The organism is Micromonospora sp. NPDC047756, from assembly GCF_055587245.1.
This window is the reverse complement of record NZ_JBVJGQ010000003.1, coordinates 439,490-460,048: the sequence shown is the minus strand read 5'-3', so window position 1 is coordinate 460,048 and position 20,559 is coordinate 439,490. Positions and strand designations below refer to the sequence as shown.

Annotated in this window: 18 protein-coding genes; 11 read left to right on the top strand and 7 right to left on the bottom strand. The window is 71.1% G+C overall.

Translation table 11 applies throughout. The features are described 5' to 3' along the window. The first annotated feature begins 359 nt into the window (after positions 1-359). The 5 genes from mmsA (at position 360) to ACZ6NZ_RS11475 (ending at position 6,865) form a co-directional block, all read left to right on the top strand. Positions 360-1,907 carry a multiple monosaccharide ABC transporter ATP-binding protein gene (gene mmsA / locus ACZ6NZ_RS11495; RefSeq protein WP_366611484.1) on the top strand — a complete coding sequence of 516 codons (1,548 nt, stop codon included), beginning with the start codon at positions 360-362 and terminating at the stop codon, positions 1,905-1,907. Beyond that, complete coding sequence (mmsB, locus tag ACZ6NZ_RS11490; protein ID WP_465857996.1) at positions 1,904-3,202, top strand: multiple monosaccharide ABC transporter permease; 1,299 nt, start codon at positions 1,904-1,906, stop codon at positions 3,200-3,202. Before mmsA ends, mmsB begins: the two co-directional genes overlap by 4 nt. Positions 3,203-3,254: 52 nt before the next feature. Then, positions 3,255-4,358: a sugar-binding protein gene (locus ACZ6NZ_RS11485; RefSeq protein WP_366611486.1), complete on the top strand. Its 1,104-nt coding sequence runs from the start codon at positions 3,255-3,257 to the stop codon at positions 4,356-4,358. A gap of 168 nt (positions 4,359-4,526) precedes the next feature. Then, the gene (locus tag ACZ6NZ_RS11480) at positions 4,527-5,732 is read left to right on the top strand and encodes an ROK family transcriptional regulator (RefSeq protein ID WP_366611632.1); all 1,206 of its coding nucleotides are present in this window, start codon (positions 4,527-4,529) and stop codon (positions 5,730-5,732) included. Positions 5,733-5,776: 44 nt separating this feature from the next. Continuing rightward, complete coding sequence (locus ACZ6NZ_RS11475) at positions 5,777-6,865, top strand: DNA glycosylase AlkZ-like family protein (RefSeq protein ID WP_465857994.1); 1,089 nt, start codon at positions 5,777-5,779, stop codon at positions 6,863-6,865. 47 nt (positions 6,866-6,912) lie between these two features. Here ACZ6NZ_RS11475 and ACZ6NZ_RS11470 read toward each other — a convergent pair whose 3' ends face one another. The 3 genes from ACZ6NZ_RS11470 to ACZ6NZ_RS11460 form a co-directional block, all read right to left on the bottom strand. Next, positions 6,913-7,902, bottom strand: coding sequence for an ABC transporter permease (locus tag ACZ6NZ_RS11470; RefSeq protein WP_465857992.1), 990 nt, complete (start codon positions 7,900-7,902; stop codon positions 6,913-6,915). Continuing rightward, entirely contained in the window at positions 7,899-8,789 is an 891-nt protein-coding gene (locus ACZ6NZ_RS11465) for an ABC transporter ATP-binding protein (RefSeq protein ID WP_465857990.1), read from the bottom strand. Before ACZ6NZ_RS11465 ends, ACZ6NZ_RS11470 begins: the two co-directional genes overlap by 4 nt. A 76-nt stretch (positions 8,790-8,865) precedes the next feature. Continuing rightward, positions 8,866-9,273, bottom strand: coding sequence for a GntR family transcriptional regulator (locus ACZ6NZ_RS11460; protein WP_465857988.1), 408 nt, complete (start codon positions 9,271-9,273; stop codon positions 8,866-8,868). 288 nt (positions 9,274-9,561) lie between these two features. Between ACZ6NZ_RS11460 and ACZ6NZ_RS11455 the strand changes: the two genes are divergently transcribed. Further along, complete coding sequence (locus tag ACZ6NZ_RS11455) at positions 9,562-10,830, top strand: Nramp family divalent metal transporter (RefSeq protein WP_465857986.1); 1,269 nt, start codon at positions 9,562-9,564, stop codon at positions 10,828-10,830. Positions 10,831-10,840: 10 nt separating this feature from the next. On the opposite strand, the gene ACZ6NZ_RS11450 is transcribed toward ACZ6NZ_RS11455, so the two are convergent. Next, positions 10,841-11,749 (bottom strand): NAD-dependent epimerase/dehydratase family protein, encoded by a 909-nt coding sequence (locus tag ACZ6NZ_RS11450; RefSeq protein ID WP_465857984.1) that lies wholly within the window; start codon positions 11,747-11,749, stop codon positions 10,841-10,843. A gap of 162 nt (positions 11,750-11,911) precedes the next feature. On the opposite strand from ACZ6NZ_RS11450, the gene ACZ6NZ_RS11445 reads away from it, so the two are divergent. Further along, positions 11,912-12,484, top strand: a complete 573-nt coding sequence (locus ACZ6NZ_RS11445; RefSeq protein ID WP_465857982.1) for a TetR/AcrR family transcriptional regulator — start codon at positions 11,912-11,914, stop codon at positions 12,482-12,484. A gap of 21 nt (positions 12,485-12,505) precedes the next feature. Here the strand turns inward: ACZ6NZ_RS11445 and ACZ6NZ_RS11440 are convergent, their stop codons facing one another. The 3 genes from ACZ6NZ_RS11440 to ACZ6NZ_RS11430 all read right to left on the bottom strand — a co-directional run bounded on the left by ACZ6NZ_RS11440 (position 12,506) and on the right by ACZ6NZ_RS11430 (position 16,354). Then, a complete protein-coding gene (locus ACZ6NZ_RS11440) occupies positions 12,506-12,778 on the bottom strand; it encodes a hypothetical protein (protein ID WP_465857980.1) in 273 nt (90 codons plus the stop codon). A 176-nt stretch (positions 12,779-12,954) separates the two neighbouring features. Beyond that, complete coding sequence (locus ACZ6NZ_RS11435) at positions 12,955-15,258, bottom strand: M64 family metallopeptidase (RefSeq protein ID WP_465857978.1); 2,304 nt, start codon at positions 15,256-15,258, stop codon at positions 12,955-12,957. Positions 15,259-15,394: 136 nt separating this feature from the next. Beyond that, positions 15,395-16,354 (bottom strand): hypothetical protein, encoded by a 960-nt coding sequence (locus tag ACZ6NZ_RS11430; protein WP_465857976.1) that lies wholly within the window; start codon positions 16,352-16,354, stop codon positions 15,395-15,397. Between the two features lie 151 nt (positions 16,355-16,505). Here ACZ6NZ_RS11430 and ACZ6NZ_RS11425 point away from each other — a divergent pair, with 151 nt between their 5' ends. From ACZ6NZ_RS11425 to ACZ6NZ_RS11410, 4 genes are all read left to right on the top strand, one after another. Further along, positions 16,506-17,618, top strand: a complete 1,113-nt coding sequence (locus tag ACZ6NZ_RS11425) for an NHL repeat-containing protein (RefSeq protein WP_465857974.1) — start codon at positions 16,506-16,508, stop codon at positions 17,616-17,618. 29 nt (positions 17,619-17,647) lie between these two features. Further along, positions 17,648-18,697: an NAD(P)H-dependent flavin oxidoreductase gene (locus tag ACZ6NZ_RS11420; protein ID WP_465857972.1), complete on the top strand. Its 1,050-nt coding sequence runs from the start codon at positions 17,648-17,650 to the stop codon at positions 18,695-18,697. Between the two features lie 67 nt (positions 18,698-18,764). Then, the gene (locus tag ACZ6NZ_RS11415) at positions 18,765-19,868 is read left to right on the top strand and encodes an SRPBCC domain-containing protein (protein ID WP_465857970.1); all 1,104 of its coding nucleotides are present in this window, start codon (positions 18,765-18,767) and stop codon (positions 19,866-19,868) included. Positions 19,869-19,881: 13 nt separating this feature from the next. Beyond that, the gene (locus ACZ6NZ_RS11410) at positions 19,882-20,520 is read left to right on the top strand and encodes a CG0192-related protein (protein ID WP_465857968.1); all 639 of its coding nucleotides are present in this window, start codon (positions 19,882-19,884) and stop codon (positions 20,518-20,520) included. Positions 20,521-20,559: the final 39 nt, after the last annotated feature.

Below are 20,559 nucleotides of genomic sequence, written 5' to 3'. Positions count from 1 at the left end.
ACGCTGCCGTTGGATCAAGATCACTCGATGGTGGCCAGCGTGTCCACCGCCGCGACCGCTCCGAGTGGCGGCGGATCGTGCCTGGTGACGGGCTCTCGACGGCAACCGGAGTCGATCGTGGGCCGATCTTCCATTTGACAACGTTGCCACCGACAGGCCAAGGTGCCCCGAGGGGCTCCTGAGGTAGCTGTGACGGGCGAATACTCTGCTACGTCTATATTGCCGGATTGTTACTTTTTCAACAGCTCCTCGCCTTGCGGATGGCCCTACGGCCGCAATACGTTGCCGTCAACAACAAAACCGAGTGAAGGTTCAACCTTCCGGAGGCAACCGATGACGTTGGCGAGGTGGTACGAGCAATGAGCAACGTGCCGACCCTCCTTGAGATGCGCTCCATCACCAAGGAGTTCCCCGGAGTCAAGGCCCTCTCCGACGTCAACCTGGTGGTTCGCGCCGGCGAGATCCATGCCATCTGCGGCGAGAACGGTGCGGGCAAGTCCACCCTGATGAAGGTCCTCAGCGGGGTGTACCCACACGGCACCTACGACGGCAAGATCATCTACCAGGGGTCGGAGAGCAAGTTCTCCGACATCCGGGCCAGTGAGAACGCCGGCATCGTGATCATCCACCAGGAGCTCGCGCTCATTCCCGGGATGTCGATCGCCGAGAACATCTTCCTCGGCAACGAACCGCGCAAGCGGGGCGCGATCGACTGGAAGGCCGCGAACCGGATGGCGTTGGACCTGATGGCCCGGGTCGGTCTGGAAGAGGACCCGGACACCCTGATCAAGGACATCGGAGTCGGCAAGCAGCAGCTCGTCGAGATCGCCAAGGCGTTCGCCAAGGACGTGAAGCTGCTCATCCTCGACGAGCCCACCGCGGCGCTCAACGAGGCCGACTCCCGTCACCTGCTGGACCTGCTGCGCGGGTTCCGCTCCCGCGGCATCACCTCGATCATGATCTCGCACAAGCTGAACGAGATCGAGGCGATCGCCGACCAGATCACCATCCTGCGCGACGGCCGGACCGTGGAGACCCTCGACGTCAAGGCGGACGGGGTCGACGAGGACCGGATCGTGCGGGGCATGGTCGGCCGTGAGCTGAGCAGCCGGTTCCCGGACCACACCCCGAAGATCGGCGAGGTCTTCTTCGAGGTCCGCGACTGGAACGTCCGGCACCCGATCTCCGCCGATCGGCAGGTCTGCAAGAACGAGAGCTTCGTGGTACGCCGCGGCGAGATCGTCGGCTTCGCCGGTCTCATGGGCGCGGGCCGCACGGAACTCGCGATGAGCGTCTTCGGCCGCTCCTACGGGGTGTACGAGTCGGGCACGATCATCAAGGACGGCAAGGAAATCGTGCTGAAGTCGGTGGCGGACGCCATCGACAACGGGCTCGCGTACGTCAGCGAGGACCGTAAGGCACTCGGCCTCAACCTGCTCGACGACATCAAGACGTCGACGGTGGCCGCCAAGCTGTCCAAGATCACGCACCACGGCGTGCTGAACGAGGTCGAGGAATACCAGGCGGCTGAGTCGTACCGCAAGGAGTTGCGGACCAAGGCCCCGACGGTCGACGAGGGCGTCTCGAAGCTCTCCGGCGGCAACCAGCAGAAGGTCGTCCTGGCCAAGTGGATGTTCAGCGACCCGGACCTGCTGATCCTCGACGAGCCGACGCGCGGTATCGACGTCGGCGCGAAGTACGAGATCTACGGCATCATCCAGCGGCTCGCCGACCAGGGGAAGGGCGTCATCGTCATCTCCTCGGAGCTGCCTGAGCTGATCGGGCTCTGCGACCGCATCTACACCGTGTTCGAAGGTGCCATCACGGGCGAGATCGCCCGGGCGGACGCGGACCCGGAGACCCTCATGAAGCAGATGACCTCGACGAAGAAGTTGGCCACCCGATGAGCCGTATCAAGGACCTTCAGAAGAACCTGTTTGGGGGCACGACCTCCAACGCCCGCCAGTTCGGGATGATCTTCACCCTGGTGGCGATCGTCTTGATCTTCCAGATCTGGACCAACGGGCTGACGCTGCGGTCGGACAACCTGATCGCGCTGTTCCAGCAGAACTCGTACATCCTGATTCTGGCCATCGGCATGCTGATGGTGATCGTCGCCGGGCACATCGACCTCTCGGTCGGCTCGGTCGCGGCATTCACCGGCATCCTGGTCGCCAAGTCGATGACCGAGTGGGATCTGCCCTGGCCCGCCGCCATCGTGTTCGGCCTCGCCATCGGCGCGGTGATCGGCGCCTGGCAGGGCTTCTGGGTGGCGTACATCGGGGTGCCGGCGTTCATCGTCACCCTGGCCGGCATGTTGCTCTTCCGCGGTGGCAACCAGTTCATCGGCAACGCGCAGAGCATCCCGGTGCCGGAGGGCTTCCGGGAGATCGGCTCGGGCTTCCTGCCCGAGTTCGGCCCCAACACCGGCTACAACAACGCCACGCTGCTGCTCGGTCTGGCCGCCGCCCTGGCGGTGGTGTGGCGCGAGATCCAGGCCCGCAACACCCGTCGCGCCATGGACGCCGACCCGGCACCCATGTGGATCTCGATCCTGCGGATGGCCGTCATGGTCGGCGTGATCGCCTTCGCGGCGCTGCGCTTCGCCAGCGGTCGCGTCGGCACCAGCTTCCCGATCTCGGGCATCATCCTGGTGGCGCTGGTCATCGCGTACTCCTTCTACACCCGCAACACGGCCGGCGGCCGGCACATCTACGCGGTGGGCGGCAACTCCCGGGCGGCCGAGCTGTCCGGCGTGAAGCTCAAGCGGGTCAACTTCTTCGTCATGATGAACATGTCGATCCTGGCTGCCCTGGCCGGCATGATCTTCGTGGCCCGTTCGCAGGCGTCTGGCCCGCAGGACGGCAACGGCTGGGAGTTGGACGCGATCGCCGCGGTCTTCATCGGTGGCGCGGCCGTCGCCGGCGGCATCGGCACCATCAGCGGCTCCATCGTCGGCGGTCTCGTCATGGCCGTGCTCAACAACGGCCTTCAGCTTCAGGGCGTGGGCACCGACAAGGTCCAGATCATCAAGGGCCTGGTCCTGCTGCTGGCCGTCGCGATCGACGTCTACAACAAGAGCCAGGGGCGGTTCTCCATCATCGGGAGCCTGATGCGGCCGTTCCGCCGCGACGACTCCGTCCCACCCGCCTCACCGCCGGACGCGGAGCGCGAGCCCGCCAAGGCAGCGGTGTCCGGCTGACGGTCACCGACCTCACCACCCCGTTACACCTCAAGAAAGGCAAGTCCTCACCATGCGTAAATTCTTCGGCACGTCGGTGGTCGCGGTCAGCGCCGCCGCCATGCTGGCCCTCGCCGGCTGCGGTTCCGGCCGCGACGGCGACAGCGGCTCCGGCGGCGAGGCCGCCAAGGGCTTCGCGGCGAACTCGCTGATCGGCGTGGCCCTCCCGGCCAAGACCTCCGAGAACTGGGTCCTCGCCGGTGACCTGTTCACCAACGGTCTCAAGGAGGCCGGCTTCCAGGCTGACGTGCAGTACGCCGGCGCGTCGACCACCGTCGCCGACCAGCAGGCCCAGATCACCGCCATGACCACCAAGGGCGCCAAGGTCATCGTCATCGGCGCGACCGACGCCGCGCAGCTGGCGACCCAGGTCGCCGCGGCGCACGCCGCCGGTGCCAAGGTCATCGCGTACGACCGGCTCATCACCAACACGCCGGACCTCGACTACTACGTCGCCTTCGACAACTTCAAGGTCGGCCAGCTCCAGGGCCAGGCCCTGCTGGACGGCATGAAGGCCAAGAAGCCGAACGGCCCGTACAACATCGAGCTGTTCTCCGGCTCGCCGGACGACAACAACGCCGGTGTCTTCTTCAACGGCGCGATGGACGTGCTCAAGCCGGAGATCGACAAGGGCAACGTCGTCGTCGCCTCGGGTCAGAAGGACGTCAAGCAGACCGCCATCCAGGGCTGGAAGGCCGAGGGTGCGCAGGCCCGCATGGACCAGCTGCTGACCTCGACCTACGGCAGCAAGGAGCTGGACGGCGTCCTCTCTCCGAACGACACGCTGGCCCGCGCCATCCTGACCTCGGTCAAGGGTGCTGGCAAGCCGACCCCGATCGTCACCGGCCAGGACTCCGAGGTCGAGTCGGTCAAGTCGATCGTCAAGGGCGAGCAGTACATGACGATCAACAAGGACACCCGCAACCTGGTGAAGGAGACCATCAACATGGTCAAGGCTCTCCAGGCCGGTAACACCCCGCAGGTGAACGACACCAAGTCCTACAACAACGGCAGCAAGGTCGTCGACACGTACCTGCTCCCGCCGGTCGCCGTCACCAAGGCGAACGCGGCTGAGGCGTACGCCAACGACCCGAAGCTCGCGCCGCTCACCAAGTAATCACCGCACGGTAGGTAGTACGCCGATGGGTCCCGGGTCTCCTCTACCGGGACCCATCGTCGTCTCCGCGCCCCCGCACCGAGCGGCCTGGACCCGGAAGGAGGTCTGACCGTGGCGACACCAGTACGGGCCAGGCCAGCCGGCGTCGGCCGCAACACGGAATCCCCGCTGCCGGCGCTCCCCGGCGCCAGCCAGGAGGAGATCCGGCGGCAGAACCTCGGCGCTGTGCTGCGCTACGTCCACCTGCACGGGCCGACATCCCGCGCCGAGCTGACCAGCCGGCTCGGCCTCAACCGAAGCACCATCGGCGCTCTGGCTGCCGACCTGGTCACCAGCGGTCTGGTCACCGAGGAGGCGCCGGCCACCACCCGCCGCGCCGGCCGACCCTCACTCGTGGTCAGCCCTCGTTCCGACCGGGTCTACGCGCACGCGCTGAGCATCGACGCGGACCGGCTGCGTGCCGCCCGGGTCGGCCTGGGCGGGCAGATCCTCGATCTGCGGGAGATCCCTCGCCCCAGCGGCATGTCGGCGATCGACGCCGTCGGCCCCCTCGGCGATCTGGTCCGTGACATGGAACGTTCCGTGGCCGGCGACGGCCTGCTGGTCGGCGGCGCGGCGGCGGTCACCGACACCACCCGTGACCCGGACGGCAGGCTCCGGATCGCCAGCATCGACGAAACCCTCGGCGTCGCGCTGGAGGCGGAGTTCAGCAGCGACCCTGGTTTCGTCGCCGGCGACCTGGCCGACATCGCCGGCCTGGCCGAGCACGCCAGGGGCGTCGCGGTCGGCATCGACGATGTCATCTACCTGCACGGAGACCTGGGCATCAGCGCCGGCATCATCGTCGGTGGCCGACTGGTGATCGGCCACCGGGGCCACAGCGGCAAGGTCGGCCACATGGTCGTCAACCCCAACGGCCTGCCCTGCGGCTGCGGCTCACGCGGCTGCTGGGAAACCGAGATCTCCGAAGCCGCGCTGTTGCGGCACGCCGGCCGTGATCCGAGCGACCGCGCGGCGGTGGCCGAGGTCCTGCGCGCCTCGGCGGCCGGCGACCCCACCGCCCGTGCGGCGGTCGAGCAGGTGGCGGACTGGCTCGGCTTCGGCGTGGCGAACCTGGTCAACGTGGTCAACCCGGACGCCGTGGTGTTCGGTGGCTCGCTGCGTGACATCTTCGCCGCCGGTGCGGACGTGGTCCGGGACCGGCTCGACACCATGCCACTGCCCGCCTCCCGCGAGCACCTGCGGTTGCGCGCGGCGGCGCTCGGCCGCGACGCCGTCCTGATCGGCGCCGCCGAGTTGGCGTTCGACAAACTCCTGGCCGATCCGTTGAACGTCGGCGTCGCGGGCCAGGTGAATTCCGCCGAACCGGTGTAGCCACCGACGAATTCGTGTCGGTGGTCGTCGTTACGCTCGGCGGCGTGGTCGTCCACCAAATCGATCGGGCCCAGGCGCGACGGATCGCCATCCGGGCCCAGCTGCTGGCCGCTCCGCGTCCGACCGACCTGCTGACCGTGGTCCGCCAGTTGACGCTGGTGCAGATCGACCCGACCGCCGCCGTCGCGCCCAGCGCCGACCTCGTCTGCTGGAGCCGGCTCGGCTCGTCGTACCAGCCAGCGCACATGCGCGAGGCCCTCGAACGGGACCGGACGCTCTTCGAGCACCACGCGATGGTGCGACCGATGGACGACCTGGGGCTCTTCCTCGCCGAGATGGCGGCCTCGCCCGGCCATGAGCGCCACCGCGAGTGGCTGCGCGCCAACGACTCGTTCCGGCGCGACGTGCTCGACCTGCTCGGCCGAGGTGGCCCACTGCTCTCCCGGGACATCCCGGACACCTGCGTCGTGCCCTGGCCGTCCTCCGGTTGGACGAACAACCGCAACGTCACCCAGATGCTGGAGTTCCTGGTGCTGCGCGGTGAGGTCGCGATCGCGGGCCGCCAGGGGCGACAGCGGCTCTGGGACGTCGCCGAGCGGGTCTATCCGTCCGGGGTGTCCGTCATCGAGCTGGAGCAGGCGCGCCGGCTTCGCAACGAGCGACGGCTGCGGGCGTTGGGCATCGCCCGGCCGAAGGCAGTCATCGTTCCCGGCGAGCCCGCCGAGGTCGGTGACGCGGGGGAGCCGGCGGTGATCGAGGGCGTCGCGGGGGAGTGGCGGGTGGATCCGGCCGCGCTCGGGCAACCCTTCACCGGGCGTACGGCGCTGTTGTCACCGTTCGACCGGCTGGTGCACGACCGGGTCCGCCTCGCTGACCTCTTCGAGTACGAGTACGTGCTGGAGATGTACAAGCCCAGGGCGAGTCGACGGTGGGGCTACTTCGCGCTGCCGATCCTGCACGGCGACCGGCTGGTCGGGAAGGTGGACGCCACTGCCGACCGGCGGCGCGGCACGCTCACCGTGCACGCCGTCCACCAGGACGTTCCCTTCACCCCGGAGGTGACCCGGGCTCTGCGCGAGGAGCTGCACGACCTGGCGTCCTGGCTGTCGCTGACCGTCGAGGGCGTGTGCTGACGGGTGATCGCCGAGGCCCCCGCCCCCCGACGAGCACCCGTCGCCACCTATGCGATCCGGCGGATCCGTCGCACCGCCAGGTAGAGCAGGAGCACGGCCAGGGCGACGAAGATGCCCGTCTCGATGCTCTGGAACAGCCAGAACCGGTCCGCCGGCTGGTAGAGCTGCCAGTTGTACGCGCCGGGTTCGAGGCCCAACTCGGCGCCGCAGACCCGACCGTCCGGCCCCTTACCGCCGGGTGGGCACTGGATCCGGGCACCCTCCGCCATCATCGTGCCGTCCGGGTTCCGGATGCCCTGCGCGAGGACCCAGTCGCCCCGGCTGACCTCCGGTGGCCCTTCCCCCTCGATCGAGAAGGTCTGGGTCCGGGGTGCCTGATAGTGCCGTCGGGCCAGCAGCTCCACCGCCGCCCGTACGCCGACGTACCCGGCGAGGGTGATGCCCATGGCGGGCAGCATCCGCTTCCAGACGGTGCCGGCGAAGACGCCCAGCGCCACGGCGAAGAGGGTGTACCCGATGGGGACGATGCCCTGCAGATCGAAGACGATCATGCCGAACCGGCCCTCGTGCGCGGCCCTGGTGAGCGGGTCGACCCACCACGACATGCCCAGCCCGTAGACCGTCGCGAGGATCAGGGCGGACCCGCTCGCCAGACCGAACTTCACCAGGGCCCAGCGGGTCCGGCCGACGCCCTGGGTCCAGACGAACCGGTGCGTGCCCTGCTCCACCTCGCGGGCGACCAGCGGCGCACCCCAGAAGAGGCCGACCAGCGCCGGCAGGGTGATCAGCAGTACGGCTACCAGACTGAGGTTGCCGTACTGGTTGGCGAAGCGCCGATAGCCCGCATCGCACGTCTCCCGGGTCGCCTGCGCCACGTCGGCGCGGGCGAGTTGGCTGGCGCAGTCCGCCAGCCCGAGGTCGGCGAAGGTGTGCCGCATCGCGATGCCGATCGGCACCAGCAGGGCGGCGAGCGCCGCGAGCGCCAGCAGCGTGTAGAACGTCTGCTTGCGGTGTTGCCGCCAGGTCAACCAGATCATGCCGCCACCCCCCACTCGCTGTGACTGGTCCGCGTGGTGCCGTCGGCCAGGTACGCCAGCACGACGTCCTCCAGGCTCACGTCGCGGACCGTCCACGCCGGATCGGTGACCGGGCCGTCGGTGCGGACCAGCAACGTGGACTGCCGGTCGGTGTGGCTGGTCCGGACCACTGCGGCGACGCCCCCGATGACGCCGCCGTCGTGTCGTGGCCCGACGAGCTGCCGGTGCTCGGCGACCAGGTCGTCGACCGCGCCGGTGAGCTGCACCTGGGAGGCGTTCAGCACGATCAGGTAGTCGCAGACCCGTTCCAGGTCGGCCAGCAGGTGCGAGGAGAGCAGGACGGTGGTGCCCGACTCCGCCACGCTGCCCATCAACGACTGGAGGAACTCCCGTCGAGCCAGCGGGTCGAGGCTGGCGACCGGCTCGTCGAGCAGCAGCAGCCGCGGCTGCTTCGCCAGCGCCAGCGCCAACGCGACCTGGGCCCGTTGACCACCGGAGAGCTTGCCGACCGGCTTGTCCGGTGGGATGCCGAGCTGCGCCAGCCGCGTTCGGGCCAACGTCGCGTCCCACCGCTTGTTCAGCTTGCCGCCGGCGATGACCAACTCGGACGCCGTGAAGTCCCGGTACAGCGGGGTGTCCTGGGCGACGAAGCCGATGTCGGCCAGGCCCTCGGTGTCGCCGTACGGGGAACGACCGAACACCCGGACCGCCCCGGCGTCGGGCTTGAGCAGCCCGACGGCCAGGTGCAGCAGCGTGCTCTTGCCCGCGCCGTTCGGCCCGACCAGCGCGGCGATCCGGCCGGCCGGCAGATGTAGCGAGCAGTCCCGCAACGCCCAGGTGCTGCCATACCGTTTGCCGAGCCGGTCTGCTTCCAAGACCATGTCCATCCCTTGTCCTCTCGTTCCGTTCACGCCACCGCCGCGCGGTCGCGCGAGTGTCTGATGCTTCGTTCGCCCTGCTCGCTCAGGCGGGCTCCTTCTGCGGGGCGTCGTCGGCGAGGGTGGCGCGCAGCGTCGTCTCCACCAGGGCGATGACGTCCTCCGCCGTGAGGCCGGCAGTTTGCGCCCGGTGCAGCCAGGCGACCAGGTCGTCGCGCAGCTCGGCCTGGTTGGGCAGGGACGCGCTGGCCAGCGTGCGCTGGACGAACGTGCCCACCCCGGGTCGGCCGCCGACCAGACCCTCGATCTCCAACTCCCGGTACGCCTTCAGCACCGTGTTCGGGTTGATCGCCAGGGATTGCGCGACGTCCCGAACCTTCGGCAACTGGTCGCCCGGCGTCAGCAGGCCAACCCGTAGCGCCTGTTTCACCTGCTGCACGAGCTGCATGTAGGTGTTCACCTTCGACCGGCTGTCCAGTACGAACTCGATCACTACCGATGACCCTTCCTGTTGTCCTACGACAGTAGGACTAATAGACAGCTTCATCGGTGGCTCATCGGCTGTCAAGCCCGAAGGGGCACGTTCTGTTCGGGCCCGGCGCGTCTCGCCCGGCGCGCCGCGTTCTGTTCGAGCCCGGCGCGCCGCGTTGCTGGCCGACGGGCCCGTCGAGTCCTGCCGAACGGGCCGACCACGGTGGCACCGGCAGGCCACCGGTTGGCACCCCGGGGTCAGCCCGCGGGGAAGGGACCGGCAGCGATCCGCGTGGACGGGAGGTGTTCGATGGTCACCAACGAACTGACGACGTCGAGGGCGACTCCGCTGCAGGCCGCTCGCGCCCGGGGCCGCGTACGCGGGCGGTTGATCCTGCTCGGCCCGGCGTTCGTCGCCGCCGTCGCGTACGTCGACCCCGGCAACTTCGCCACCAACTCCGCCGCCGGGGCCCGCTACGGCTACCTGCTGGTCTGGGTCGTGGTGGTGGCGAACCTGATGGCGATGCTGGTGCAGACGCTCACCGCGAAGCTCGGTCTGGCCACCGGGCGCAGCCTGCCCGAGCTGTGCCGGGAACGCCTGCCCCGGCCGGTGAACCGGGTGATGTGGGTGCAGGCCGAGTTGGTGGCCATGGCCACCGACCTGGCCGAGGTGATCGGTGGCGCGGTCGCCCTGTACCTGCTCTTCGGCATTCCCCTGCTGCCCGGCGGGATCATCATCGGCACGGCCGCCTTCGCCGTGCTCGCCCTGCGCTCGCGCGGGTACCGCGCCTTCGAGGTCGCCATCGCCGTCCTGCTCGGGGTGATCGTGCTGGCGTTCGCCGCCAACCTGCTGGCCTCCGGCTCCGATCCCGGCTCGGCCATGGCCGGCATGGTGCCGCGCCTGCAGGGCACTGACAGCGTGCTGTTGGCCGCCGGCATTCTCGGCGCGACAGTCATGCCGCACGTCATCTACGTGCACTCCGCGCTCACCCGCGACCGCATCCCCGCCGCCGACGACAGCGAGCGTCGGATCCTGTTCCGCGGCCAGCGCACCGACGTGCTGCTCGCCCTGAGCGCAGCCGGCGCGGTCAACCTCGCCATGCTGCTGATCGCCGCGGCCAGCTTCCGTGGTGGCGGCCCGGGCGGCGCGGACAGCCTGGAGGGGGTGCACGCCGGGCTCGGCCAGACCATCGGGACCGCCGCCGCGTTCGGGTTCGCCGTCGCCCTGCTGGTCTCGGGGCTCGCCTCCACGAGCGTCGGCACCTACGCCGGAGAGGTGATCATGCAGGGCTTCCTGCGGCGGCGGGTGCCGCTGCTGCTGCGCCGACTGGTCACCCTGTTGCCCGCGCTGGCCGTGCTCGCCATCGGCCTCGACCCGACCCGGGCGCTCGTGCTGTCCCAGGTCATCCTCAGCTTCGGCATCCCGTTCGCGCTGATCCCGGTGGTCGCCTTCACCCGCCGACGCGACCTGATGGGCAACCTGGTCAACCACCCGCTCACCACTGCCGCGGCGTCCCTGGTGGCGGTGCTCGTGGTCGCGTTGAACGCCTTCCTGCTCTGGCAGGTCGTCGCGGGGTGAGTGTCGCTGGTCAGGCTGGGGCTGCCGGGTTCACGACCCGGTAGGAGCCGGAGCGCACGTCGTCCGGCAGGGCGGGACCGCTGGCGCTCCAGCCGAACATGTCGCGCGCCTTGTGGGAGGTGATGCGCGCCGAGGATCGGAGCAACGCGGCCATCGGCCCCATGGCGCTCTCGGCCTGTTCCGCGGTGATCGAGGTCGCGGTGGTTCCGGTCAAATCCGCGATCGCCTCGGCAAGCTCGCGGAAGGTGAACTGTTGCGGTCCGGCCGCGTTGTAGGTGCCCGCCACCGGGCGCTCCAGCGCCGTCAGATACAGGCGGGCGAGGTCGTCCACGTGCACCGGGGTCCACGCGTTGTCGCCGGCGCCGATGTAGGTGGCCGCGCCCGACTGGGTCGCGGCGCCGATCAGACTGGTCAGCAGCAGAGAACCCCCGCGACCGTAGACCAGACCCGCGCGGATGATGATGCTGGTCAGGCCCGCCGCCTCGCGCACCAGCCGCTCGCCGACGAGCTTGAACGGCTGCAGGCCCGGCTCCGGCAGGTCTGCGTCTTCGTCGCGGGAATGGGTCGGGTCGAGCCCGTAGACCAGGTTCGTGCTGGTGTAGAGGAACGGCTTGCCGGTTCCCGCCGCACCCGCCCCACGGGTCAACGCCTCCACGGCAGCGGCCTCTGCCCTGATCGCGTCCTCGCCACCGAAGTAGTCGACCGCGGTGTGCACCACCGCATCGGCTTCCGCCGCGGCCTTCTCCAGGAGCGCGGTGTCGGCCAGATCGCCGAGCAGGGGAGACGCTCCCGCCTGTGTCGTCTTGGCTGCTGATTGCGGGGACCGGCTCAGTGCTACCACGTCGTGGCCCGCGGCGACGAAGTGTTCGACGAGCACCGAGCCCAGATAGCCGGTGCCGCCGGTGATGAGGATCTGCATGTTCTCTCCCGAGCTGAGCGGACGATGAAACGGATGGATCATCCGTTTGACGACTGTAGCACGTACCGGATGACCCATCCGTTTCACTGCTGTGAGCCGCCCGCTCGGGGGCTGCGGACACAGGCTGGGCAAGTGGAGCTGTTATCCGCTTATGCTGGAGGGGTGACCGCTCCGCCGCCTCGTAAGGACGCAGTACGCAACCGCCAGCGAATCATCGAGATTGGCCGGACGATGGTCGCGGACGGCACCCCGATTCAGCTGAACGAGGTGGCACGCGCGGCCGGCGTCGGCGTCGCCACGGTGTACCGACACTTCCCAACGCCTCAGGCGTTGATCGAGGCGGTATCGGTGGACGGACTTGAGGCGCTGATCCAGGCCGCCGAACGGGCCGTGCAGCAGGACGACCCCTGGGCCGCCTTCCGTGATTTCCTGGTCAGGGTCGTGGACGCGCAGCTACTCGACGCCGCCCTGTCCTCGGTGCTGTCCACGCCCACAGCCACCCTGCCGGGCACAGCGCGCCTGCTCGACGAGTTGTCCTCGCTGTTCGACAACCTGTTCGTACGGGTCAGGGCGGCAGGGCTGCTGGCGCCCGGCATCACGCTCGCCGACATGACGCCACTGATGTGTGGAGTCGCCTTCTCGGCCCGGATGCATCCCGCCACCGACGCGCGACAGCAAGCCGCAGCCGGTCGCCACTACCTCGATGTCGTACTGAACGGGATCCGGACCCGCTGAGCGCGACGGAACCTCACGACGTCACGTCCGACGGCCCTCGTCGCGGCCGGGGATCTCCTGGAGTTGTTCGAGGGCATCCGCCGGGTTGGCATCGGCGGGCAGCGAGGTGACCTCCTCCAGCGTGCCCGCCGGAAGAGCGCCCTGCTCGGCCAGGTCCGCCTCGGACGCTTCGGGGTCGACGTCACCCGACACCCGGTCCGGCGGCCCGTAGTCGACGGCGCTCTGCCGTTGCTCCTGGGCATCCGCCTCCGGCGGAGGGAAAGTATCGCCCTGTTCATCCCGGTACATGCTCATCTGAGCCTCCCACCCGGCGGGTGTCGACATGCCGCCGGGCCGCTGCCTACCCGCCAGCGCCCCACTCAGGCGGCCCGCCGGTCAAGAACTCGGCAGTTTCCCGGACAGTGCTGCCTCCGCAATGGCGGAGGCAGCACTGTCCCGGTAGTTGCGCGGATCGTGGGACGGGTATGCCGTCACGCGCGCCGGCACTGAGCAGCGGACGGTTTGCGCACCCTGGTGGGTGCCCCCAGGTCGACCAGGGCCGGGCCGCCCGAGCAGGCCAACGCGCCGACCTCGCCGCCGGCGAGGATGGGCGCCGACGCGGTACCGGTCAGCGCCACCGACCCGGTCACCCGGGCCCCCACCATCGTGACGTGGTCGGTGGTGCCGGTCAGCGCCGCCGCGCCGCGTACCTCGGTGTTCAGCACCTCGACGGCGTTGGCGCCCGACGCCGTCAGGTCCCCGCCGATCGTGGAGCCCTGAGCGACCAGGGCGGCGCCGGGCGCGACGGTGACCGGGCCGGTCACGGTGGCCGCGCGCAGGCAGGTGACACCGGCGGTGACGGTCAGCGGGCCGGCGTGCCGGCCGGTGACCACCGTGGTGCAGGCCGGTGGCGGCGGGATCAGCGTGGCCACGAAAGCGCGGGCCGGCGCGATGTTGCCGACGGCGTCGATGCCCCGGTATTCGATCCGGTGCCGCCCGTAGCCGGGGGACCGCTCGGCGAACGGGGACACGGACAGCCCGCCCGAGCCGAGGTTGCCGTAGACCAGGCCGTCCACGTCGGTGCCGGTGGCGGTGAACAGGAACGGAGACCGGGCGTCGGTGGGCCAGCCGTAGTAGTTGTGCCACCCGTCCCCGTCGAGCCGGAACTCCGACGTGACCTGGCCGGTGCCGTCGTCGGTGCCGGTCAACCCCATGGTGAACGGGCCGTTGAACACATACTCGGTGGGTCCGCCGGGCCGCGTCGTGGTGAGCAGCGGCTCGGAGAGGGCGTACACCACGTCGGGTCGGGTCGCGTCGACCGTCCAGGTGCGGGTCACCGCCCTCCCGGTGCCCGGCTCGCTGACCCGGGCGGTCAGCCGGTGGGAGCCCCGCGCCAGGCGCAGGGCGCTGAGGTCCACGTCCCGGTCGGTGCCGGTGTCGGCCACCGGCCGGCCGTCGAGCGTCCAGCGCACCTGTGGCGCCCGATCGGTGGGCTGGCTGGTCCGCACGTACACCACGTCCTGCGCGCCGACCGGTCGGTCGGTCGCGGTGGATGCGGTGATCGCCAGCGGCGAATCCACCCTCGGGGTACGCACCGCGGTGTCCACGGCCCAGGTGCGGGTCTGGGTCAGCGCCGGTGAGCTGCGGATCGCCGGGTCGCGGACGAAGTCCGTCGGGTCGGTCACCGTGGCGGTCACCGTGTGCCGGCCGGGAGTCAGCCGTAGTTTCCGCAGGTCCAGATGGCGGGTGTTGCCGGTGCGGGGCACCGCCCTGCCGTCCACGGACCACGTCACGGTCAACGCGTGGCTCACCGGGTGCAGGGTGTCCACCCAGAGCAGTCGGTCCGCGCCAACCGCCTGATCGGTGGCCGTGCCGCCCTGCACGATGCCGACCCGGGCGGCGATCCGTTCGGTCATCCGCTCCCGGCCGACCTGGTCGAAGTAGAAGCCCAGCGACTTCATCATCGAGTGCCGGCTCGGTCGCCACACTCCACGCTGGAGGTACAGGCCGCCCTCGTAGCGGCCGATGGTCCCGCCCGCCTCGCTCGGCTCACCCAGCCAGCGCCACCACTTGGCCCGGGTGTCGCGCATCTGCCCCTCGGTCAGCACGGTGTGGTGCACCGAACTCGGTTCCGGCCCGCTGTAGGTGTCGCCCGGCACCCCACGACCGTAGTAGTCGTACTCGTCCTGCAAGCCACCGAGCGAGTGGCCCAGCTCGTGCGGGCTGATCAGCGCGGAGAGCGCGTTGCCGCCGGAGGCGGTGGCGTTGCTGCCGCCGGCCCCACCGTAGGTGTCGCTGTTGGCCAGCGCGATCAACTGCCGGTTACCGGGGTTGGTGCCGACGGCCAGGTCGGCGTACGCGTTCGCGGCGACACCGTCGACGGTGAGCAGACGTTGCACGCTCGCCGGGTTGCAACCACCCCAGAAGCCCATGCCCAGAGCGGTGTCGCGTCGCGGCGCGGACAGGCCGGGGTCACAGTCCACCCCGGACTCCGCCGAGACGATCTCCACGGTGTAGACGTTGAAGTAGCTGCGGTAGGACTTGAACGGCTCGATCGTCCACAGGGTGTTGAGGTGCCGGTCCACGTGTGCCCGGAAGGTGGGCAGGTCGGCCTCGGTGTAACCGTCGCCCAGCAGGACCAGGTTGAACCGCGTCGCCGGGTCGCCGGTGACCTGGATCGGCACCACTGTGGCGGCGGCCGTCGGGGCGGCGGCCGGTGTGGCGGCGGCCGGTGTGCCGATCGTCAGTCCCGCCGCGACGAGTGCCGCGACACACAAGCCCGCTCTGATCCGCACCCGGTGCCCCTTCCGTGGCCGGCCGGCCTGGCGGTGTCGGGCGTCGGGCCCGGCCGGGCGCCGTCGTCCGGGCCTGCCGTGACCGTGGACATCTCGGACCGTACCGTTCCGAGGAGCGACAGGTAACCCTCGGCGGTCAGTCGGCGGTGGCCTCGGACGTGGTGTTCCGGCGGGTACTCGCGGCCAGCCCCAGGGCCAGCAGCACGCACACCGCGCCGACCAGGAAGAACAGCGACGCGGTCGGCTGGCCGAGCCACTCCCAGTACGGGTGCCAGGCCGGGTGCGGTTCGCCGAGGTGGTGCGACAGCAGGGACGGGACGCTCAGCGGCAGCGGCAGCCACCACAGCACCGTGGCCACACCCATCAGACCGTTCACGGTGCCGCGGCTGCGACGTCCCTCGGTGCGTCGGCTGACCCACCCGAAGACCAGCCAACCGCCCACCGCGCCCAGCACCGTGCCGAGCACTCCGGCGGGGACCACCAGCGGCGGCGGCGCGCGGTGCAGCTCGACCGAGAGGTAGCTGGCGTCGACGGCTGTCTGCGAGGAGATCGAGGCGTTCAGGATGGTGTCGCCACGTCGGGCGGTCAGCGCGGTGTCGGTGACCGCCTGCGGGGTGACGCACATCTTGTCCGCGCAGCTCACGCGGTCGGACACCTGTGGGTCGTACACCCGCCAGCCGGTGCCGGTCAGGCGCTCCCGGGCCACCGTGACGATCTGCTCGGCGGGCACCGGTGGCGCGCCGAGGGCACCGGCGCCGGTGGCGCTCTCCTGGTACTCGCCACCGTCACCGAGCACCAGGGTCTTGACCGTCGACAGGCGCAGCGCGTGCCCGTAGACGACGAAGAGCGCCGGCGGGGTGTCGATCTCGCCGAGGTCGTGGCCGGGAAAGACGTCGGTGAGGATGGCGGCGGCCTCGGCGCGGTCGGGTTGCGGTCGGGAGGTCTCCCAGGCGGCCCGGCTGGCCAGTGCGCCGCTGAAGAGGCCGCAGACGACAGCGGCGAGCGGCACCCAGGCGACGGCGGAACCTCTGGCCGGGCGGCCGAGGCGGCGCAGCAGCCGCCGTGCGAACCGGGTGGCCGGCGTGGTGTCGCTCACGGACATGTCCACCTCCCGGCGTGAAGATCAGGCGGAGCGACACTACATCGACCAGGAGTCCGGGCGCGTCCCCCCGATGAGCGCCGACCGTGGCCGGGATCGGCCAGGATGGGCGGGTGGCCGGTCACGGCTGCGACGAGGAGGGTGGGCGATGCGGGTACGTGGACGGTTGACCTGGGGGCGGCGTGCTCGCGCCGGGGCGGTGGTGACCGCGTTGCTCGCGGGCGTGCTGCCGCCGGCCGTGGTGCTGGTGCCGGGTGCTGCCACGGCGGGCGCGGCAGCGGGGACGCCGGTCTGCCAGGTGCGCGACGACCGGCTGCGCGAGATCTCCGGGATGGTGGCCACCGACGACGGGTACGTGGTGATCAACGACGGGGCCGACGACGAGGCCCGCCGCCGGATCTTCTACCTCGACCAGCGCTGCGCCGTGGTGCGTACCGTCTCCTTTCCGTCCCGGCCCCGCGACACCGAGGATCTGGCCATCGGCCGGGACGGCACCGTCTGGGTCGCCGACATCGGTGACAACGACCGCACCCGGACGACGGTCGGTGTGTGGCGGCTGGCACCGGGGGCGAAGCAGCCGGTGCTGCACCGGATGACCTACCCGGACCGTCCGCACGACGCCGAGGCGCTGCTGCTCGACGCGTCCGATCGGCCGCTGATCGTCACCAAGGGCGGCAGTGGCACTGTCTTCCTGTACGCGCCGGCCACCGCGTTGCGGCCGGACGCGACGACGCCGCTGACCGCGCTCGGCCAGGTGACGGTGCCCTCGACCACGACCAGCAACCCGTTCTCGTTCCTGGGGCGCGGCGTGATCACCGGCGCGGCGAACGCGCCGGACGGACGGCGGGTGGTGCTGCGCAGCTATGCCGACGCCTTCGAGTACGACGTCCCCGACGGCGACGTGGTCCGCGCGTTGACCACCGGCACCCCGCGGATCACCGGCTTGCCGGACGAGCCCCAGGGCGAGTCGATCACCTACAGTCGCGACGGCCGGTCGTTGCTGACCGTCTCCGAGTCCGCCGGTCAGCCAGCCGGCACCCGCTCGACGATCCTGCGCTACCCGGCCACGGTCACCACTGTCACCGCCGCGCCCTCCACGGAGTCCGTCGACCCGGTGTCGCCCACGGCGGTCCGTCCGGCTGCCGGAGAGGCCGGCGCAGCGGGTGGGCGGACCTGGCCGCTGGCCCTCGGCGCGGGGACACTGCTGATCCTGCTCGGGTTCGCCGGCGTGCTGTGGTGGAGACACACCGCGCGCCGCTGAGCGGGCCGGGCCTGCGGCAGGATGGTGGGATGCCCGTCCTGTCCACGTTGCGCCACCCGATCATCGCCGCCCCGATGGCTGGTGGCCCGTCCACGCCCGCGCTGGTGGCCGCCGTGTCCGCCGCGGGTGGGTTGGGCTTCCTCGCCGCCGGGATGATCGACACCGACCGGCTGCTGGCCGACGTCGCCGAGGTTCGCGCGCGTACCGATCGGCCGTTCGGTGTGAACCTCTTCCTGCCCGACCCGGGTGGCGTCGACGACGCCGCCATCCGGGCGTACGCCGAACGGCTCGCCCCGCAGGCCGCGCGACGTGGCGTGAGCCTGGGCGAGCCGGTGGGCGGCGACGACGCGTACCCGGAGAAGCTGGCGGCTCTGCTCGCGGACCCGGTCCCGGTCGTGTCCTTCGTGTTCGGGCTGCCCGACCGGGCGGCGGTCAGCGCCCTGCGCGAGCGGGGCACCGAGGTGTGGGCCACCGTCACCCGCCCGGACGCCGCCACCGCCGCCGCCGACCTGGGTGTGGACGCGGTGGTGGTGCAGGGCACCGAGGCCGGTGGGCATCGCGGCGGTCTGCCGGACGACGACGACTACGGGTTGCTGCCGCTGCTCCGACTGGCCGCCGCCCGCTGTGACCGGCCGCTGGTGGCCGCGGGTGGCCTCGTCGACGGCCCCTCGGTGGCCGCCGTGCTGGCCGCCGGCGCTGCCGCCGCGCAACTCGGCACGGCTTTCCTGCGCTGCCCGGAGGCGGGCAGTTCGCCGATGCACCGGGCGGCGGTGGCCGGTGCCGCACCGACCGCGTTGACCCGGGCGTACACCGGTAAGCGGGCCCGTGGCGTGGCCAACGACTTCCTGCGCGAGCACGACGCGGTGGCACCGCGTGGTTACCCCCAGGTGCTGCACCTGACGCGTCCCCTGCTCACCGCAGCCCGGCGCGACGCGGACGCATCGGTGGCCAACCTCTGGGCTGGGCAGGCGCACCCGCTGGCCCGGGACGTGCCGGCGGCGCAGGTGGTCGCCGAGGTGAGCGCGGACGCACGGGCCGCGCTGGCCACAGTGGTCGAGCGGTCCAGCCGCTGGGGCTGACCAGGCCGCCGGCGACCGGCTCGGGCGGGCGGGACAGGCCGGGCGGGCAACCCGTTAGAGTCTCGCCGTGATCGAGATCGGTGCGCAGGTCGAGCTGTCCCACCCGGCTGAGCGGGTCTGGCGCGCCCTGACCGATCGGGAGTTGCTCGGCCGGTGGTTCGCCGAGGCCGAGATGGTCGAGGGCGTACCCGACCGGATGCTGCTGCGCACCGCCGGCCTGTCCGGCTTCCAGGCGGACGTCGAGGTCGAGGTCACCGAGCGGCAGGAGCCGGACCTGCTCGTGCTGGCCTGCGACGAGGCCGGTCGGCTCAGCGAGGTGACCTGCGACGTCACGGCCACGACCCAGGGCTGCCGGCTGGAGGTGCGGGAGGTCACCACGCACGGCGGGTGGTCGGTCGAGCGGCAGAAGCCACGCGAGCAGCAACTCCGGCAGGCGCTGACGGTCCGACTGCCGGCCATTCTCGACTGGCTCGCCTTCCAGCAGGTCGACCTGCGCCGGGCCGACGGTGGGATGACCGCGGAACTGCCGCTGATCGGCGTACGCGGCCGGGCCGGCCGCAACCCCCGCCGGCGTCGCACGCTGGTCGCCGTGGTCGCCGGGGCCGTGCTGCTGGCGGGGACGGCGGCCTGGGTGACGTTGCCGCTCGACCCGAAGCCGGTCGCCGCGCCCGCACCGACCGCGACCGCGACCGCGCCCGCGTCGTCGACCGCGACGGCCGGCAGGGCGACAGTCGTTTCCACGGCGACTCCCTCGGCGCGCGCCTCGCGGGCCACCGCGTCGGCGACCACCCGGCCGACCCGGACCCCGTCGGCGAAGCCCTCGCTGACGCCCACGTCGGCGGCGCCACCTCCGCTACCGGCGCCCGTCACGGCCCGCTACGAGACCGAATCCGACCGACTGTTCGGCTACACCGGAGAGATCGTGGTCGGCAACCCGGGAGGTGCGCCGGTGGCGGACTGGGCGGTGGTGGTCACCCTCGCCGAGGGCACCACTGTCGACGACGTCGAGGGCGCGAACTGGCGACAGGACCGACGGGTGATCACCTTCACCGGGGCCGCCGTGGCGGGCGGGGGATCCCAGACGATCAGCTTCGACGTCCGCGACAGCCGGCCGAACGCCCGGGAGCCGGAGAGCTGCACCATCGGCGGGCGACCCTGCGCGGGCCTCTGACTAGGCTGCCGACATGGCACTGCTGCACAGGGCGACCCTGCACCCCACGAAACTGGACCTGCTGACGGCCTGGCTGCCCTCCCGACAGTGGTTCGCCGGGCCGACCGGCGTCGAGGTGGTGAGCCGGGGCACTTACCGCTTCGACGACCCGGACGGCGAGGTCGGCATCGAGACGATGTTGGTGAGCGCCGGCGACGGGCCGGTCCACCAGGTTCCGCTCACCTACCGCGCCGCGCCCCTCGACGGTGCGGACGGCTGGCTCGTCGGCACCACCGAGCATTCGGTGCTCGGTCGGCGCTGGGTGTACGACGGTTGCGTCGACCCGGTCTACGCGGCCGCGCTCGCCCAGGCGATCCTCAGCGGCCGCGGTCAGGCGGAGCAGTACTTCGAGGTCGACGGCCGGCGCGAGGTGCGTGAGCCGACGGTGACGGTCGTCGTCGACGGGGCCGCCGCCGAGGCCCGGGTACCGGCCGTCGGCGCGGTGCGGCGGGTGGTCGACGAGGACCGCACGCTCATCGCCACCGACACCGTCGAGCTGGTCGTCGTGCGCCGGCCGGGAGCCGGAGCCGACGGACCGACCGGGGGCACGCTGAGCGGCAGCTGGGACGGTCAGTCCACGACCGTCGCGCTGGCGTACGCCAGGACGCGCTGATCCGGGTGCGGTGGGCGGCCCGAGCGATCGGGCCGCCCA

Bases quoted from the DNA above. Each gene is read 5' to 3' on its own strand.
- mmsA (WP_366611484.1), top strand. From the start codon at position 360: ATGAGCAACGTGCCGACCCTCCTTGAGATGCGCTCCATCACCAAGGAG.
- mmsB (WP_465857996.1), top strand. From the start codon at position 1,904: ATGAGCCGTATCAAGGACCTTCAGAAGAACCTGTTTGGGGGCACGACC.
- ACZ6NZ_RS11485 (WP_366611486.1), top strand. From the start codon at position 3,255: ATGCGTAAATTCTTCGGCACGTCGGTGGTCGCGGTCAGCGCCGCCGCC.
- ACZ6NZ_RS11470 (WP_465857992.1), bottom strand. From the start codon at position 7,902: ATGATCTGGTTGACCTGGCGGCAACACCGCAAGCAGACGTTCTACACG.
- ACZ6NZ_RS11465 (WP_465857990.1), bottom strand. From the start codon at position 8,789: ATGGACATGGTCTTGGAAGCAGACCGGCTCGGCAAACGGTATGGCAGC.
- ACZ6NZ_RS11455 (WP_465857986.1), top strand. From the start codon at position 9,562: ATGGTCACCAACGAACTGACGACGTCGAGGGCGACTCCGCTGCAGGCC.
- ACZ6NZ_RS11450 (WP_465857984.1), bottom strand. From the start codon at position 11,749: ATGCAGATCCTCATCACCGGCGGCACCGGCTATCTGGGCTCGGTGCTC.
- ACZ6NZ_RS11440 (WP_465857980.1), bottom strand. From the start codon at position 12,778: ATGAGCATGTACCGGGATGAACAGGGCGATACTTTCCCTCCGCCGGAG.
- ACZ6NZ_RS11425 (WP_465857974.1), top strand. From the start codon at position 16,506: ATGCGGGTACGTGGACGGTTGACCTGGGGGCGGCGTGCTCGCGCCGGG.
- ACZ6NZ_RS11420 (WP_465857972.1), top strand. From the start codon at position 17,648: ATGCCCGTCCTGTCCACGTTGCGCCACCCGATCATCGCCGCCCCGATG.
- ACZ6NZ_RS11410 (WP_465857968.1), top strand. From the start codon at position 19,882: ATGGCACTGCTGCACAGGGCGACCCTGCACCCCACGAAACTGGACCTG.